Origin of the sequence: Streptomyces sp. Je 1-369 (genome assembly GCF_026810505.1) — a bacterium.
Lineage (GTDB): Bacteria > Actinomycetota > Actinomycetes > Streptomycetales > Streptomycetaceae > Streptomyces.
Genome location: NZ_CP101750.1, coordinates 7,496,304 through 7,511,056 on the forward strand (window position 1 = coordinate 7,496,304; position 14,753 = coordinate 7,511,056).

11 protein-coding genes are annotated in these 14,753 nt (G+C 70.2%); 5 read left to right on the top strand and 6 right to left on the bottom strand.

Going from position 1 to position 14,753, the window contains the following annotated elements:
- Nucleotides 1-48 precede the first annotated feature (48 nt).
- The gene (locus NOO62_RS33565) at nucleotides 49-1,431 is read left to right on the top strand and encodes an amino acid permease (RefSeq protein ID WP_268774551.1); all 1,383 of its coding nucleotides are present in this window, start codon (nucleotides 49-51) and stop codon (nucleotides 1,429-1,431) included.
- 12 nt (nucleotides 1,432-1,443) lie between these two features.
- Here the strand turns inward: NOO62_RS33565 and NOO62_RS33570 are convergent, their stop codons facing one another.
- A complete protein-coding gene (locus NOO62_RS33570) occupies nucleotides 1,444-3,081 on the bottom strand; it encodes a DUF6345 domain-containing protein (protein ID WP_268774552.1) in 1,638 nt (545 codons plus the stop codon).
- A 306-nt stretch (nucleotides 3,082-3,387) separates the two neighbouring features.
- On the opposite strand from NOO62_RS33570, the gene NOO62_RS33575 reads away from it, so the two are divergent.
- Both NOO62_RS33575 and dnaK read left to right on the top strand, forming a co-directional pair.
- Nucleotides 3,388-3,813: an OsmC family peroxiredoxin gene (locus NOO62_RS33575; protein WP_268774553.1), complete on the top strand. Its 426-nt coding sequence runs from the start codon at nucleotides 3,388-3,390 to the stop codon at nucleotides 3,811-3,813.
- Nucleotides 3,814-3,961: 148 nt separating this feature from the next.
- Nucleotides 3,962-5,836 (top strand): molecular chaperone DnaK, encoded by a 1,875-nt coding sequence (gene dnaK / locus NOO62_RS33580; protein ID WP_268774554.1) that lies wholly within the window; start codon nucleotides 3,962-3,964, stop codon nucleotides 5,834-5,836.
- A 22-nt stretch (nucleotides 5,837-5,858) separates the two neighbouring features.
- On the opposite strand, the gene narI is transcribed toward dnaK, so the two are convergent.
- From narI to NOO62_RS33605, 5 genes are all read right to left on the bottom strand, one after another.
- The gene (gene narI / locus NOO62_RS33585; RefSeq protein ID WP_268774555.1) at nucleotides 5,859-6,581 is read right to left on the bottom strand and encodes a respiratory nitrate reductase subunit gamma; all 723 of its coding nucleotides are present in this window, start codon (nucleotides 6,579-6,581) and stop codon (nucleotides 5,859-5,861) included.
- On the bottom strand, nucleotides 6,581-7,156 hold the full coding sequence (narJ, locus tag NOO62_RS33590; RefSeq protein ID WP_268774556.1) for a nitrate reductase molybdenum cofactor assembly chaperone: 576 nt from the start codon (nucleotides 7,154-7,156) through the stop codon (nucleotides 6,581-6,583). Before narJ ends, narI begins: the two co-directional genes overlap by 1 nt.
- Entirely contained in the window at nucleotides 7,153-8,784 is a 1,632-nt protein-coding gene (gene narH / locus NOO62_RS33595) for a nitrate reductase subunit beta (protein ID WP_268774557.1), read from the bottom strand. Before narH ends, narJ begins: the two co-directional genes overlap by 4 nt.
- Nucleotides 8,785-12,468, bottom strand: coding sequence for a nitrate reductase subunit alpha (locus NOO62_RS33600; protein WP_268774558.1), 3,684 nt, complete (start codon nucleotides 12,466-12,468; stop codon nucleotides 8,785-8,787).
- Between the two features lie 242 nt (nucleotides 12,469-12,710).
- Nucleotides 12,711-13,574: a helix-turn-helix domain-containing protein gene (locus tag NOO62_RS33605; protein WP_268774559.1), complete on the bottom strand. Its 864-nt coding sequence runs from the start codon at nucleotides 13,572-13,574 to the stop codon at nucleotides 12,711-12,713.
- 72 nt (nucleotides 13,575-13,646) lie between these two features.
- Between NOO62_RS33605 and NOO62_RS33610 the strand changes: the two genes are divergently transcribed.
- Nucleotides 13,647-13,958 (top strand): 4a-hydroxytetrahydrobiopterin dehydratase, encoded by a 312-nt coding sequence (locus NOO62_RS33610; protein WP_268774560.1) that lies wholly within the window; start codon nucleotides 13,647-13,649, stop codon nucleotides 13,956-13,958.
- Between the two features lie 6 nt (nucleotides 13,959-13,964).
- The gene (locus tag NOO62_RS33615) at nucleotides 13,965-14,717 is read left to right on the top strand and encodes a class I SAM-dependent methyltransferase (RefSeq protein WP_268774561.1); all 753 of its coding nucleotides are present in this window, start codon (nucleotides 13,965-13,967) and stop codon (nucleotides 14,715-14,717) included.
- Nucleotides 14,718-14,753: the final 36 nt, after the last annotated feature.

Sequence of the window (14,753 nt, forward strand, 5' to 3'; positions counted from 1 at the left end):
CCGCCCGGCGATCCCGGGCGCCGGGCACGACGAGAGGCGCACCACCCCATGCACGACACCGGAACCGTGGCACCGTCGGATCCGGCCCCCGACCAGGTGGATTCGCAGAGCAGGCACGCCCGGCGCTTCGGCCTGCCGATCGCCACCTGCCTCGTCATGGGGAATATCATCGGCGGCGGCATCTTCCTGCTCCCGGCCTCCGTCGCCCCCTTCGGCACCATCAGCCTCGTCGCGTTCGCCGTCCTGACCGCGGGCGCCATCGCCCTCGCGCTCGTCTTCGGGCGGCTCGCTCGGCGCGACCCGCGTACGGGCGGACCGTACGTCTACGCCCGCGCCGCCTTCGGCGACTTCGCCGGGTTCCTGGCCGCCTGGTCGTACTGGATCACCACCTGGGTGTCCAACGCCGCGCTGGCCGTCGCCGCCGTCGGCTACCTCGACGTCCTGATCCCGGTCAACGACCACAAGTGGTCGGCCTGTGTGGCCGCCCTGGTCCTGCAACTCCTGCCCGCGCTCGCGAACTTCGCGGGTACGCGGTACGTGGGCGCCGTCCAGCTGGTCGCCACCGTCCTGAAGTTCGTGCCGCTGCTGCTCGTCGCGGTCGGCGGGCTCTTCTTCTTCGACAGCGCCAACCTCGGGCCCTTCCAGGCGAGCGACGACAGCCCGGCGGGCGCCGTCTCGGCCGCCGCCGCGATCCTGCTCTTCTCCTACCTGGGCGTGGAGTCCGCCGCCGTCAGCGCGGGCGAGGTGCGCGACCCGCGCCGCAACGTAGGGCGCGCGACCATCCTCGGCACCCTCGGCGCCGCCGCCGTCTATCTGCTCGGCACGCTCGCCGTCTTCGGGACGGTCGCGCACGACAAGCTGGTGTCGTCCACCGCGCCCTTCTCCGACGCCGTCGACGTGATGTTCGGCGGGTCCTGGGGCGGTACCGCGGTGGCCTGCGCCGCGCTCGTGTCGATGGTCGGCGCCCTCAACGGGTGGACGCTCCTGAGCGCGCAGACGCCGTACGCGGCCGCCCAGGACGGACTGTTCCCGAGCGCGTTCGGCAAGAAGAAGCGGGGCGTGCCGACCGTCGGCGTCCTGGTCACCGTCGTCCTCGCCTCGCTGCTCACCGTCTACAACTACACGGCGGGTTCGAGCGGCGTCTTCGAGTCCCTCGTCCTGATCACCACGTTCACGGCGACGGTGCCCTACCTCCTCGCCACCGCCGCGCAGATCTACTTCCTGGTGTCCGGGCAGGGCGACCGCGTGCACCGCGGGCGTCTGGTGCGGGACGCGGTCCTCGCGGGCGCCGCGTTCGCGTTCTCCATGTGGCTGGTCGCCGGGTCCGGGTACGCGGCCGTCTACCAGGGCGTGCTGTTCCTCTTCGTGGGTGTGCTCGTCTACGCGTGGATGGCGGCCCGCAAGCAGCGGGCCGCCACCGGAAGCCACTGAAACCGATCGCGCCTACCTCGCCAGCGGCGCGACGACCCAGCGGCGTGTCTTGAACATGCCGTCCTGCGAGCCGATCTCGATCAGCTTGCGGGCCGCCGGATAGGCCTCGTTGCCCTCCAGCTCATAGCCGACCTCGAACGTGCCGGGCACGTCCCTGACCTCGGGCTGCCGCTGCGCCGTGGCCCGCTGTCCGGGCTCGTCGGCGGTGACCGCGGCGATCTCGGCGAGCAGCTTGCGCTGCGCCGCGTCGAGCGCCTTGCGCGGGTCCCGCTCCAGCGGCGCCGCCGTCGCCTTGCCGCCCTTGGGCGGCGGGGGCGAGACCTCGGTGCTCGGCTCGCGGGTGACGCCGGTGGCCCGGCGCGTCGCGATCTGCGCCTGGACCGCCGTGCCGTCGTTGTCGAGACCGACACGGATCAGACCGCGGCCCGGCGTGATGACGGGCACGCCGTCGAAGACCTGCCGGAACGTCACGTGCGTCTGCAGCGACACGGGGCGCCCGACCTCGGAGCCGTCCTTCGTGCCGGAGTTCTGCATCAGGTCGTGCACGCTGTCGACGACGAGGTCGGCGCCTTCGGCGTACTGCTCGGCGAACGCGCGCGCCGCCTCGATCGCCCGCTCGGTGGGCAGTTGCTGGGTGTTGCGGTGGTTGGGCTCGGCGAGCCGCACCCAGCGGATGCCCTCGGGCCCCGTGGAGATCACGCGGTCGCCGGAGGACGCGTTGAGCACGCCGAGCCGGTCGACCTGGACCTCTTGGAGCGCCGCCGACGGGAAGCCGGTGAGCTGTCCGAGTTCGCCGAGTTCGGCGCTGGGCTCGCGGGGTGCCAGCTGGATGATCTGCTGCTGCCCGGGGAGCTGGGCGAGCGGTTCCCTGATGCCTTCGCGGGCGTAGTACCAGCGCCACGCGTACCAGTTGTCCGGCACGTGCTCGCGGTAGAAGTTCCGCTCGGTGTTGAGGCGGTTGGTGGCCTCGGCCTGGGTGGCGCCGACGGCGCAGACGGACGGCGCCTGGCCGTGGTAGATGTCCCAGCTGGCGTTGAGCCAGGCGTCGCAGTACGTCTGGCCCGACCGCCACTTCTCCCAGAACTTCTTGCCGTAGTCCGGACTGTCGATGCTGACCGTCTCGAACCCGAAGATCATCCGGAAGCCGATGTTGGGCCCGGCCCAGGTGCGGATCGGGGAGTGACCGCCGAGGACGCGCAGCGAGGTGCACGTCGACCAGAAGACATAGTTCGCCTTCTCGTTGCCGAGCGCCATCCGGTTGGAGATGGCGTCGCTGCGGCCGTCCCAGACGGCGCCGAGCGGCGCGAAGAAGACGCCGTTGTTGTCCATGCCGCCGTGGCCCGAGTGGTAGACGGCGACGACCGCGTCCATGCCGTAGCGGTCCTGCCAGTTGTCGTACGTCTCCTCGTACGCCCACACCTGCGCGCCGCCGTCGGCGAACCAGAAGTTCCGGTCGTAGAACTGCTGGAGGTACGCCAGCCAGCCGGTGGCGTCGCCGTGAGTGTGGGAGAGCGACGACTGGTTGACGAACTTCTGGATGCTGAAAGCACCCCACCAGCCGAAGGTCGAGTCCCGGTCACCGGCCGCGCCCGGCTTCTCGGGTTCGAGCGGAGACGGACCGTGGTCCGAATAGTTGATGCGCATGGCCATACCCCCTGAGAGGATCTCCTCGTTCCGTGCGCGAGGGGGCCTCAAAGTGTCACCGCGGGCGCGCCTTGCCCAGTTGGCATTCCGGCCATTGGCCCCCTGCCACGGACCTGTTCCCGCACCTCAGAGGCCCCTGTGGCGCGTCGGCCCACACAACGTGTTCGTATCGGGCGACGCGTACCTGCGCACCCCGCTCGAACACCTCCGTCGGCCCGCTGTGCCCCGCGCGGCCCGTTTTCATCCGGAGTGTGATCGGATGGAGGCCAACGGAACCTCCGTTCACGGATCCGCATTGAAGGGAAACGCATCGTGGCTACCACGCGCTCCGCGCACACGGTCTGGGAAGGCTCTCTGGCAGAGGGTTCGGGCACCGTCACCTTCGACTCCTCCGGCATCGGGGAGCAGTCGGTGTCCTGGCCGTCGCGCGCAGAGGAGGCGAACGGCAAGACCAGCCCGGAGGAGCTGATCGCCGCCGCGCACTCCAGCTGCTTCTCCATGGCGCTGTCGCACACCCTCACCGGCAAGGGCAACCCGCCCACCCGGCTCACCGCCTCCGCCGACGTGACCCTGACGCCCGGTACCGGCATCACGGGCATCCACCTCACCGTCGAGGGCGTCGTGCCCGGTATCGACGAGGCCGCCTTCGTCGAGGCGGCCGAGGCCGCCAAGGCGGGCTGCCCGGTGAGCCAGGCCCTGTCGGGTACGGACATCACCCTCTCGGCCAAGCTGGCCTGAAACACCGCCTGTTGACAGTGCCGTCACCCCTGTCGGGGTGGCGGCATTGTCACGTGCGGCATTGACATCAGCGCGCTCAAGTTTTGTGATGGAGAACGGAGTAGACCGGAAACGGGGGACGTGAGCTCGCGGCGGAAGGGACTGGACCATGGCACGTGCGGTCGGGATCGATCTCGGGACGACGAACTCAGTGGTGGCCGTACTGGAGGGGGGTGAACCCACCGTCGTCGCCAACGCGGAGGGCGCGCGCACCACTCCCTCCGTCGTCGCCTTCGCGAAGAGCGGCGACGTCCTGGTGGGCGAGGTCGCCAAGCGGCAGGCGGTCACCAACGTGGAGCGCACCGCGCGCTCCGTCAAACGGCATATGGGTGACGGGAGTTGGCGCTTCCCGGAGAGCGGCGACGTGGACGGCACCCGCTACACCGCGCAGGAGCTCTCCGCGCGCGTCCTGCAGAAGCTCAAGCGCGACGCCGAGTCCTATCTGGGCGAGGACGTCACCGACGCGGTGGTCACCGTCCCCGCGTACTTCGACGACACCCAGCGCCAGGCCACCAAGGAGGCCGGCGAGATCGCGGGCCTCAACGTCCTGCGCATCGTCAACGAGCCGACGGCGGCCGCCCTCGCGTACGGGCTTGACAAGGGCGACGACCAGACCGTCCTCGTCTTCGATCTCGGCGGCGGCACCTTCGACGTCTCGCTCCTGGAGATGGGCGAGGGCGTCATCGAGGTCAAGGCCACCAACGGCGACACACAGCTGGGCGGCGACGACTGGGACCAGCGCATCGTCGAGCACCTGGTGCGGCAGTTCAAGAACGGGCACGGCGTGGACCTCGGCAAGGACAAGATGGCGCTGCAACGCCTGCGCGAGGGCGCCGAGAAGGCGAAGATCGAGCTGTCCTCGTCGAGCGAGACGGACATCAACCTGCCCTACATCACGGCGTCCGCGGAAGGCCCGCTGCACCTCGCGGAGAAGCTGACGCGCGCCCAGTTCCAGGAACTCACCGCGGACCTGCTCGACCGCTGCAAGACCCCCTTCCACCAGGCGGTCAAGGACGCGGGCATCAAACTCGCCGCCGTCGACCACGTCATCCTCGTCGGCGGCTCCACCCGCATGCCCGCCGTGACGGAGCTGGTCAGGGAGCTCACCGGCAAGGACCCGCACAAGGGCGTCAACCCCGACGAGGTCGTCGCGCTCGGCGCGGCGCTCCAGGCCGGGGTCATCCGCGGCGATGTGAAGGACGTGCTGCTGCTCGACGTGACCCCGCTGTCCCTCGGCATCGAGACCAAGGGCGGCATCATGACCAAGCTCATCGAGCGCAACACCACCATTCCCACCCGGCGTTCGGAGACGTTCTCCACCGCCGAGGACAACCAGCCCTCGGTCGGCATCCAGGTCTTCCAGGGCGAGCGGGAGATCGCCGCGTACAACAAGAAGCTCGGCGTCTTCGACCTGACGGGCCTGCCGCCCGCACCGCGCGGCGTCCCCAAGATCGAGGTCACCTTCGACATCGACGCCAACGGGATCATGCACGTCTCCGCGAAGGACGAGGCCACCGGCCGCGAACAGCGCATGACGGTGACCGGCGGTTCCGCACTGCCCAAGGACGACATCAACCGGATGGTGCGGGAGGCCGAGGAGCACGCGGAGGAGGACCGCAGGCGCCGCGAGGCCGCGGAGACCCGCAACCAGGCCGAGCAGCTCGTCTACCAGACGGAGCGCTTCCTGCGGGAGAACGGGGAGCGGGTGCCCGTGGACACGAAGAACGAAGTGGAAGCCGCGTCGGCCGAGTTGAAGGACACCCTCAAGAACCGGCCCGACGACACGACGGCCCTGCGTACCGGCGCCGAGAAGCTCGCGACGGTGAGCCAGAAGATGGGCCAGGCGATGTACGCGGACACCGGCGGGGGCGCCCAGCAGGAGACGGCCACGGAGGCCGCCGCCGAGGAGAGCGTGGTGGACGCCGAGATCGTGGACGAGGACGACCAGAAGAAGGGCGACGGGGACAAGGGCGGCGACCGGTAGGTGCTGTGGGGGCGGGCGGGGGTCACGAACCCGTCCGCTCCCAGCCCCGCCGGTCCGGCCGCGCCCCGACCCGCTTCGGGTCCCGGCTGCGGTACACCACGTACGGCCGGAACAGGTACTGCACCGGCGCGCTGAACATGTGGATCAGCCGGGTGAAGGGCACCAGGGCGATGAGGGCCATCCCGACCACCGCGTGGATCTCGTACAGCACCGGTACCCCCGTCATCCTGTCGATGTCCGGCTGGAGCGTGAACAGGCTGCGCGCCCACGGGGCGATGGACGTGCGGTAGTTGTAGCCGTCGCCGGACGCGTGCGTCAGCTTGGCCACCATGCCGAGCACGATCGCCCCGAACAGCACCAGGTACATCAGCTTGTCGTTGGCGGTCGTCGCGCGGAACACGGGCGTGTTGGTGCGCCGCCGGTAGAGCAGCAGCAGGATGCCGAGGACCAGGAGGACGCCGGCCGCCGTGCCCCCGTACAGCGAGAACAGGTGGTACGTGTGCTCCGTGAGGCCCACCTTGTCCGTCCACGACTCCGGCAGGAACAGCCCCACCAGGTGCCCGACGAGCACGAAGAGGATGCCGTAGTGGAACATCGGCGACGCGATGTTGAGGAGCTTGGACTCGTAGACCTGCGAGGAGCGGGTCGTCCAGCCGAACTTGTCGTAGCGGTAGCGCCAGACGATGCCCGCGACGAGCAGGACGAACGCGACGTAGGGGAGCACGCCCCACAGGAGGGTCTTCATCAGGGGCGCTCCCCGACGAGTGCGAAGGGCTGGAGTCCGACGTCCTCGCGCGGCGGCCCGGAGCGGGCCAGGGCCTGCGCCTCCGCGCGGTCCTTGGGCGAGGGGCCGGGCAGTGTCGCGCACACCGCGTCGAGGACCGCCGCGTAGGGCGTGCCGAAGTCGGTGAGCGCGATCCGCAGCAGTTCGAGGCCGCTGCGGTGTTCCTGGAGGAGGACGGGGCCCGCGTGCGCGGAGAACTCGAGGACCGCGGGCAGGAAGTCAGGCAGTTCCTCGCCGGTGAACTCCATGCCGTGCTCCCGGTAGACCTCCTTGAACCGGACCAGGGCCATGCCGCGCCGTCGCGTGTCGCCGTCGCGCCACCAGCTCAGGTACAGGCTGTGGCGGTTCTTGAAGTCGAAGACGCGGACGTAGTGCGCGGCGAGTTCGCGCGGGTCGGCCGTCTCGGCGTGGGTGAGGAAGCCGTCGAGGCCGGCGGGGGCGGCCGCCCGCAGCAGGGGGAGCCGCTCGTGGAACTCGTCGTCCGGGTAGGCCAGGCAGAGCGCCGCCGCCTGGTACAGCACCGCGTGCCGCGTCACTTGTCGTCCTCCTTGGCCGCGTGGGCCTTGTCGACCGCGCTGGGCTGTTCGTCGGCGGTCTGCCGGGCGCGCAGCGTGTGGAAGTTCTCGATGGTGACCAGCGGCAGCTGCCGACGGCCGGAGTCCTGCCCGAAGGGCCCGTCGTCGCCCATGCCGGGGCCGCCCTCGTAGTCGAGGCTGCACGAGTCGGGGAGCGCCGACTCCTCCAGGCGCTGCGCGTCGGCGACGGCGGCGGTCGGGATGACGTACCGGTCCTCGTACTTCGCGATGGCGAGCAGCCGGTACATCTCCTCGATCTCCCGGCCCGTCATGCCGACCGCGTCGGCGGTCGAACCGTCCGGCGTGTCACCGAGGTTGATGGCCCGCATGTGCGCCCGCATCGCGGCGAGCCTCTCCAGCGAGGCGCGTACGGGTCCGACGTCCCCGGCGGTGAAGATCTCCGCGAGGTATTCGAGCGGGATGCGCAGGGTGTCGATGGCGCCGAACAGGTTGCCGAGGTCCTCGCCGTCGTGGCCGGTCTCCGTCAGCGCGTCCACGACCGGGGAGAGCGGCGGGATGTACCAGACCATCGGCATGGTGCGGTACTCCGGGTGCAGCGGAAGCGCCACCTTGTACTTGCTGATCAGCGCGTGCACGGGGGAGCGGCGTGCCGCCTCGATCCAGTCGTACGAGATTCCGTCCCGCTCGGCCGCGCGGCGCACCTCGGGGTCCTCGGGATCGAGGAAGACTCCCAACTGGGCGTCGTACAACTTGTGTTCGTCGGGTTCGGACGCGGCGGCCGTCACCTTGTCGGCGTCGTACAGGATCACGCCGAGGTAGCGAAGGCGCCCCACGCACGTCTCCGAGCAGACGGTCGGCAGGCCCACCTCGATGCGCGGGTAGCACATCGTGCACTTCTCGGCCTTGCCGGTGCGGTGGTTGAAGTACACCTTCTTGTACGGGCAGCCCGTCACGCACTTGCGCCAGCCCCGGCAGTGGTCCTGGTCGACGAGGACGATGCCGTCCTCCGACCGCTTGTACATGGCGCCGGACGGGCAGGACGCCACGCACGACGGGTTGAGGCAGTGTTCGCAGATCCGCGGCAGATAGAACATGAACGTCTGCTCGAACGCGAACTTGATCTTGTCCGTGACCTGTTGGCGCGTCTTCTCCACCATCGGGTCGAGGTCGCCGTGCTCGGTGGCGCCGCCGAGGTTGTCGTCCCAGTTCGACGACCACTCGATCTTCATGGGCTTGCCGCTGATCAGGGAGCGCGGCTCGGCCACCGGGTAGTCGTCGCCGAGCGGGGCGTCGGTGAGGTTGCGGTACTCGTACGTCCAGGGCTCGTAGTAGTCCTTGATCTCGGGCAGCTTGGGGTTGGAGAAGATCTCCAGGAGCGACTTGATGCGGCCGCCGTTCTTGAGCTTCAGGGCGCCCCGCTTGTTCAGCTCCCAGCCGCCGCGCCACTTCTCCTGGTCCTCGTAGCGGCGCGGATAGCCCTGGCCGGGGCGGGTCTCGACATTGTTGAACCAGACGTACTCCATGCCGTCGCGGTTGGTCCACGCCTGCTTGCACGTGACCGAACAGGTGTGACAGCCGATGCACTTGTCGAGGTTCATCACCATCGCGATCTGAGCCATGACGCGCATCTAGTACTCCACCTTCTGCGAGCGGCGACGGATGACCGTCACCTCGTCGCGCTGGTTGCCCGTCGGGCCCAGATAGTTGAAGGCCCACGACAACTGGGCGTAGCCGCCGATGAGATGGGACGGCTTGAGGATGAGGCGGGTCAGCGAGTTGTGGATGCCGCCGCGCCTGCCGGTCGTCTCCGTCTTCGGCACGTTCACGGTGCGTTCCTGCGCGTGGTGCATGAAGACCGTCCCGGCCGGCATGCGGTGCGAGACGATGGCCCGCGCCACCACCACGCCGTTCCGGTTGACCGCCTCGATCCAGTCGTTGTCCCGCACGCCGATCGCGTCCGCGTCCTGCGGCGCCATCCAGATGCACTGGCCGCCGCGCGACAGCGACAGCATGAACAGGTTGTCCTGGTACTCGGAGTGGATCGACCACTTGTTGTGCGGCGTGAGGTAGCGGACCGTCACCTCGCGCTCGCCGTCCGGGCCGAGCCGCGGCTCCCCGAACAGCCGGTTCATGTCCAGCGGCGGCCGGTATACGGGCATCGCCTCGCCCAGCTCGTGCATCCAGTCGTGATCGATGAAGAAGTGCTGGCGCCCGGTCAGGGTGTGCCACGGCTTGAGGTGCTCGGTGTTGAGCGTGAACGCCGTGTACCTGCGCCCGCCGGACTCGCTGCCGCTCCACTCCGGCGAGGTGATCACCGGGACGGGTGCGGCCTGCGTGTCGGCGTACGTGATGCGCTTGCCCTCGTGCTCGGCGGCCAGGTGCGCCATCTCCTGCCCGGTGCGCTCCTCCAGGGTGTGGAAGCCCTGGGTGGCGAGGCGGCCGTTGGTCGTGCCGGACAGCGCGAGGATGGTGTTGGCCGCCTTCACCGCCGTGTCCAGGGCGGGCCGCCCGTCCGCGGGGCCGCCGCGCACCACGCCGTTGCGCTCTCGCAGCTCGTCGACCTCCTGGTCGGGGTGGAGGGCGATGCCCTTCGCGGGCAGGCCGAGCTGTTCCACCAGTGGGCCGAGCGCGGCGAACTTCGCGCCGATCGCGGTGTAGTCGCGCTCCACGACCGTCAGGTTCGGCATCGTCCTGCCCGGCACCGGCTCGCACTCGCCCTTGCGCCAGTCCAGGACGACGCCGCCGGGCTGCGCGGTCTCGCCGGGCGTGTCGTGCTGGAGGGCGGTGGCGACGACGTCCTTGCGTACGCCCAGGTGGTCCACGGCCAGCTCGCTGAGCCGGTCGGCGATGACGCGGAAGGTGTCGAAGTCGGTGCGGGCCTGCCAGGGCGGGTCGACGGCCGGGGTGAAGGAGTGCACGTAGGGGTGCATGTCCGTGGTCGACAGGTCGTGCTTCTCGTACCAGGTGGCGGCGGGCAGCACCACGTCGGACAGGAGCGTCGACGACGTCTGCCGGAAATCGAGGGAGACGAGCAGGTCGAGCTTGCCCTCGGGCGCCTCGTCACGCCAGGTGACCGTGCTCGGCCGTTCCTCCGGTTCCGCCTCCTCCGCCCGCAGTGACGAGTGCGTGCCGAGCAGGTGCTTCGTGAAGTACTCGGCGCCCTTCGCGGACGAGCCGAGCAGGTTGGCCCGCCACAGGGTGAGGACGCGCGGCCAGTTCTCCGGCGCGTCGGGGTCCTCGCAGGCGAACTTGAGGGTGCCTGCCTTGAGTTCGTCGACGGCGTTGGCGACGGGGTCGCCCGGAACCGCCCCCAGATCGAGGGAGCTGCGGTCGAAGGTCGGATACGAGGGCATCCACCCCGTACGGGCGGACAGAGCGAGACAGTCGGCGCCGGTCATCCCGGCGAAACGCCCTTCCCCCAACGGCGACGCGAGCACGTCCGCCGCGAACTTGTCGTAACGCCACTGGTCGGTGTTGAGGAACCAGTACGCGGCCCCGATCATCTGCCGCGGCGGCCTGCTCCAGTCGTTGGCGCTCGCGAGCGTCGCCCAGCCCGTGACCGGACGGCACTTCTCCTGGCCCACGTAGTGCGCCCAGCCGCCGCCGTTGCGACCCTGGCAGCCGGTGAGCTGGAGCAGGGCGAGGAAGGACCGGTAGATCGTCTCCGAGTGGAACCAGTGATTGGTCCCCGCGCCCATGAGGATCATGCAGCGGCCCTGCGACTTCTCGGCCGTCGCGGCGAACTCCCGGGCGATCTTCACGCACTTGGCGGCGGGCACGGAGGTGTGGACCTCCTGCCAGGCGGGCGTGCCGGGCGCCTCCGCGTCGTCGTACGACGAAGGCCACACGCCCGGCAGCCCCTCGCGCCCCACGCCGTACTGCGCGAGCAACAGGTCGAAGACGGTCGTCACCAGCGGTCCGTCCTGCCCACCGAGCCGGGTCGCGGGCACCCCGCGCCGCACGACCTCACCGCGGCCCTGCCCGTGCGTGCCGCCCTCGGTGTCGAACCGCGGGAGCAGCACCTCGACGCCCGCCGCGACACCCGAGCCCTGCAACGTCAGCGTCGGCTTGATGTCACCCAGTTCGAGATTCCACCTGCCCTTGCCGGACTCGGTCCACCGGAACCCGAGGGAGCCGTTCGGGACGGCGGGGCGACCGGTGTTCTCGTCCAGCACCGCCGTCTTCCAGTCGCCGCCCTCACCGTCCTCGCCGAGGTCGGAGGCGCGCAGGAACTTGGCGGGGACGTACGCGCCGTCGCGCTCGGTGAGCGTCACGAGGAAGGGCAGATCGGTGAACTTGCGTACGTAGTCGTCGAAGAACTCCGTCTGCCGGTCGACGAAGAACTCCTTCAGAATCACCTGCCCCATCGCGAGAGCCAGCGCCCCGTCCGTGCCCGGGTGCGGGTGCAGCCACTCGTCGGCGAACTTGGCGTTGTCGGCGTAGTCGGGCGCCACGACCACGACCTTCTGACCGCGGTAGCGGGCCTCGGCCATCCAGTGCGCGTCGGGCGTCCTGGTCACCGGCACGTTGGAGCCCCACATCATCAGATACGCGGCGTCCCACCAGTCACCCGACTCCGGTACGTCGGTCTGGTCGCCGAACACCTGCGGCGACGCGACGGGCAGGTCCGCGTACCAGTCGTAGAAGGAGAGCATCGGCGCGCCGATGAGGCTCATGAAGCGGGCGCCCGCGGCATGCGACACCATGGACATGGCGGGAATGGGGGAGAACCCCGCGACGCGGTCGGGCCCGACGGTCTTGATCGTATGAACATGCGCGGCCGCGATGATCTCCACGGCCTCGTCCCAGGTGGCCCGCACGAGCCCGCCCTTGCCGCGCGCCTGCTGATACGTCCGCCGCCGCTCCGGATCCCCTTGGACATCGGCCCAGGCAAGCACCGGGTCCCTGAGCCGCGCCTTCGCCTCCCGGTACATGTCAAGGAGCACACCGCGCAGATACGGATAGCGGACGCGCGTAGGGGAGTACGTGTACCAGGAGAAGGCGGCGCCCCGGGGGCAGCCGCGCGGCTCGTACTCGGGACGGTCGGGGCCGACACTCGGATAGTCCGTGGCCTGCGTCTCCCACGTGATGATGCCGTCCTTGACGTACACCTTCCAGCGGCACGAGCCCGTGCAGTTCACGCCGTGCGTGGAGTGCACGACCTTGTCGTGGCTCCAGCGGTCACGGTAGAAAGCGTCGGCGTCCCGCCCCCCGGTCAGCCGGACGCTGTGCAGGTCGGGCGCGGCGGCGCCACGCCGGAAGAACTTCCCCGCCCGCAGCAGGGCCGCGGCGGGCTCGGTCGTCTCTGTCACCCTGAAGCTCCCTAGGTCTGCCTCCTGTCGAACCTAGGCGCGGGAGCGGCGGGGCACCTGCGGGCGTCGGCCGTACGGGTGCCGCGCCGGGCCCGGGCGGACGCCTCGTGCGGAGAGCGGCCATTACCCCGCACGTAATCGACCCTGTGCCGAGGCCCAGGCAGAGTGATGTCAACGGATCCGGTCCGGCGCACTCCGGACCGGATCCGGACCCGTACGACCGGATGCTTCCGGCACAGGCCTTAGGGCAGTTGCCGCCGCAGGTACTTGGACGTCGCCGGGTCGGCCGGGAGCAGGGTCTCGATGGCCAGCTCGGCGACCGTCACGTCCATCGGGGTGTTGAACGTCGAGATCGACGAGATGAAGGACAGCACGTGACCGTCGTGTTCGATCCGCAGGGGGAGGGCGAAGTAGGGGACCTCCGTGTCCGGTTCGAAGGCGTCCGCGCCGGGGTTCGTCACCGGGTACGCCGCCACCTCCTCGTACACCTCCCGCAGCGCGTCCGAACGTTGCAGCGCGATCTGCCGTTCCATCTGGTGCAGCAGGTGTCCCCGCCACTCCCGGAGGTTGAGGATGCGGGAGGCCAGGCCCTCCGGGTGGAGGGTGAGACGCATCGCGTTCAGGGGCCCCTCGAAGAGGTGCTCGGGGAGACCGTCGAGGATCATCGTGATGCCGCGGTTCGCCGCGATCACGTCGTACTTCGCGTCGACGACCAGCGCCGGGTACGGCTCGTACCCCGCGAGGAGCTGTTCGAGGCCCTCGCGGAGCGTGCCCATCGCGGGGTCGTCCAGCGGCGTCTCGCGGAAGCGCGGTGCGTAACCCGCCGCCAGGAGCAGGGAGTTGCGGTCCCGAACCGGTACGTCGAGGTGGTCGGCGAGCCGCAGCAGGAACTCCTCGCTCGGCCGCGACCTGCCCGTCTCCACGAAGCTGATGTGCCGCGCGGAGGAATCGGCGCGCAGGGCCAGCTCCAGCTGGCTCACCCGGCGCCGCTCGCGCCAGCCCCGGAGCAGCGGCCCCACTCCGGTGGCGTTCTCGTTGGCCCTCGCCCTGGCCTTGCCGGTCGTGCTGCCTCTGGTGCTCCCCTTGTCGGGCGCGGCGGTTGTCATACGTAGACGGTAATCGAAACAATTTATGGCAGGGTGAGCCGAAGACCGACTCTTCATAAGGAGCGTGGCCCCGTGACTCCTCAACCGCTCTCGCTGAAAGAGATCGAGGACCGGCTCGCCGAGCTGCCCGGCTGGTCCCTCTCCCCGGACGGTGAACGGATCACCCGCTCCTACCGGCTCGGCTCGCACTTCGCCGCGACCGGCCTGGTCGTCCACATCGCACAGGCGCAGGAGGAACTCGGCCACCACAGCGAGCTGACCCTCGGCTACAACACCGTGTCCCTCGCCGTGAACACGCACAGCGCGGGCGGCGCCCTCACCGCCCTCGACTTCGAACTCGCACACAGGGTCGAGAAGTTGGCCCCGGCACACAGGGTGGAATGACCGTCGATGCTCGACTACAGCCTGGAAGCCGACCGGTACGACGCCTCGCGCGGCGGTGAGCCCCGCGCCGCGGCCGCCGCCGACGCGGTCCTCGGCCTGCTGCCCGCCGATGCGGCCACGCTCCTCGACGTCGCCTGCGGCACCGGCCTTGTCACCCGGTGTCTCGCCGCGCGCGAAGGGCTGCGGGTGACCGGCGTCGACGCCGCGTACCGCATGGCGCGGCTCGCCTCGGAGCGGGTGCCGGGCGCCGTGGTGCTGGGTGACAGCCGCCGACTCCCGTTCCCCGACGCCTCGTTCGACGCGGTGACCACCGTATGGCTGCTGCATCTGCTGTCCGGTCCCGAGGAGACCTCGTCGGTCGTCGCCGAGTGCGCGCGGGTGCTCAGGCCCGGCGGGGTCTATGTCACCACCGTCGACAAGGCCGCCTCGCACGACGTGCGCAGCGACATCGACGCCGTGCTCGCGCCGCGTCCGGTGCGGCCCGCCGTCGACCGGGTCGAGGCCGTCGACGCGTACGCCGCCGAGCACGGGCTCACGCCGACGGGCCGGGCCCGGTTCCGCGGCCACGGCCAGGGCCGCTCGCCCCGCTCCACGGTCGACGACCTGCGGCGCGGCTGGTTCACCCGGATCCCGCCCGACGGGCCGCTCGCCGCCCGGTTCGCCGAGCGGCTCGCCGCCCTCCCCGGCCAGGACGTGGCGCGCCCCGATCCGCAGTTCAACCTGCGCGCGTACCGCAAGCGGGGACGGTTTTTGCGGTAGCGGCAACTCCATTCGCCGGAACCGGGGAAACGGGAG

What these genes read in the sequence shown, in the direction of transcription:
- NOO62_RS33565 (WP_268774551.1), top strand. Translation starts at nt 49, where the DNA reads ATGCACGACACCGGAACCGTGGCACCGTCGGATCCGGCCCCCGACCAG.
- NOO62_RS33605 (WP_268774559.1), bottom strand. Translation starts at nt 13,574, where the DNA reads ATGACAACCGCCGCGCCCGACAAGGGGAGCACCAGAGGCAGCACGACC.
- dnaK (WP_268774554.1), top strand. Translation starts at nt 3,962, where the DNA reads ATGGCACGTGCGGTCGGGATCGATCTCGGGACGACGAACTCAGTGGTG.
- narI (WP_268774555.1), bottom strand. Translation starts at nt 6,581, where the DNA reads ATGAAGACCCTCCTGTGGGGCGTGCTCCCCTACGTCGCGTTCGTCCTG.
- NOO62_RS33570 (WP_268774552.1), bottom strand. Translation starts at nt 3,081, where the DNA reads ATGGCCATGCGCATCAACTATTCGGACCACGGTCCGTCTCCGCTCGAA.
- NOO62_RS33615 (WP_268774561.1), top strand. Translation starts at nt 13,965, where the DNA reads ATGCTCGACTACAGCCTGGAAGCCGACCGGTACGACGCCTCGCGCGGC.
- narH (WP_268774557.1), bottom strand. Translation starts at nt 8,784, where the DNA reads ATGCGCGTCATGGCTCAGATCGCGATGGTGATGAACCTCGACAAGTGC.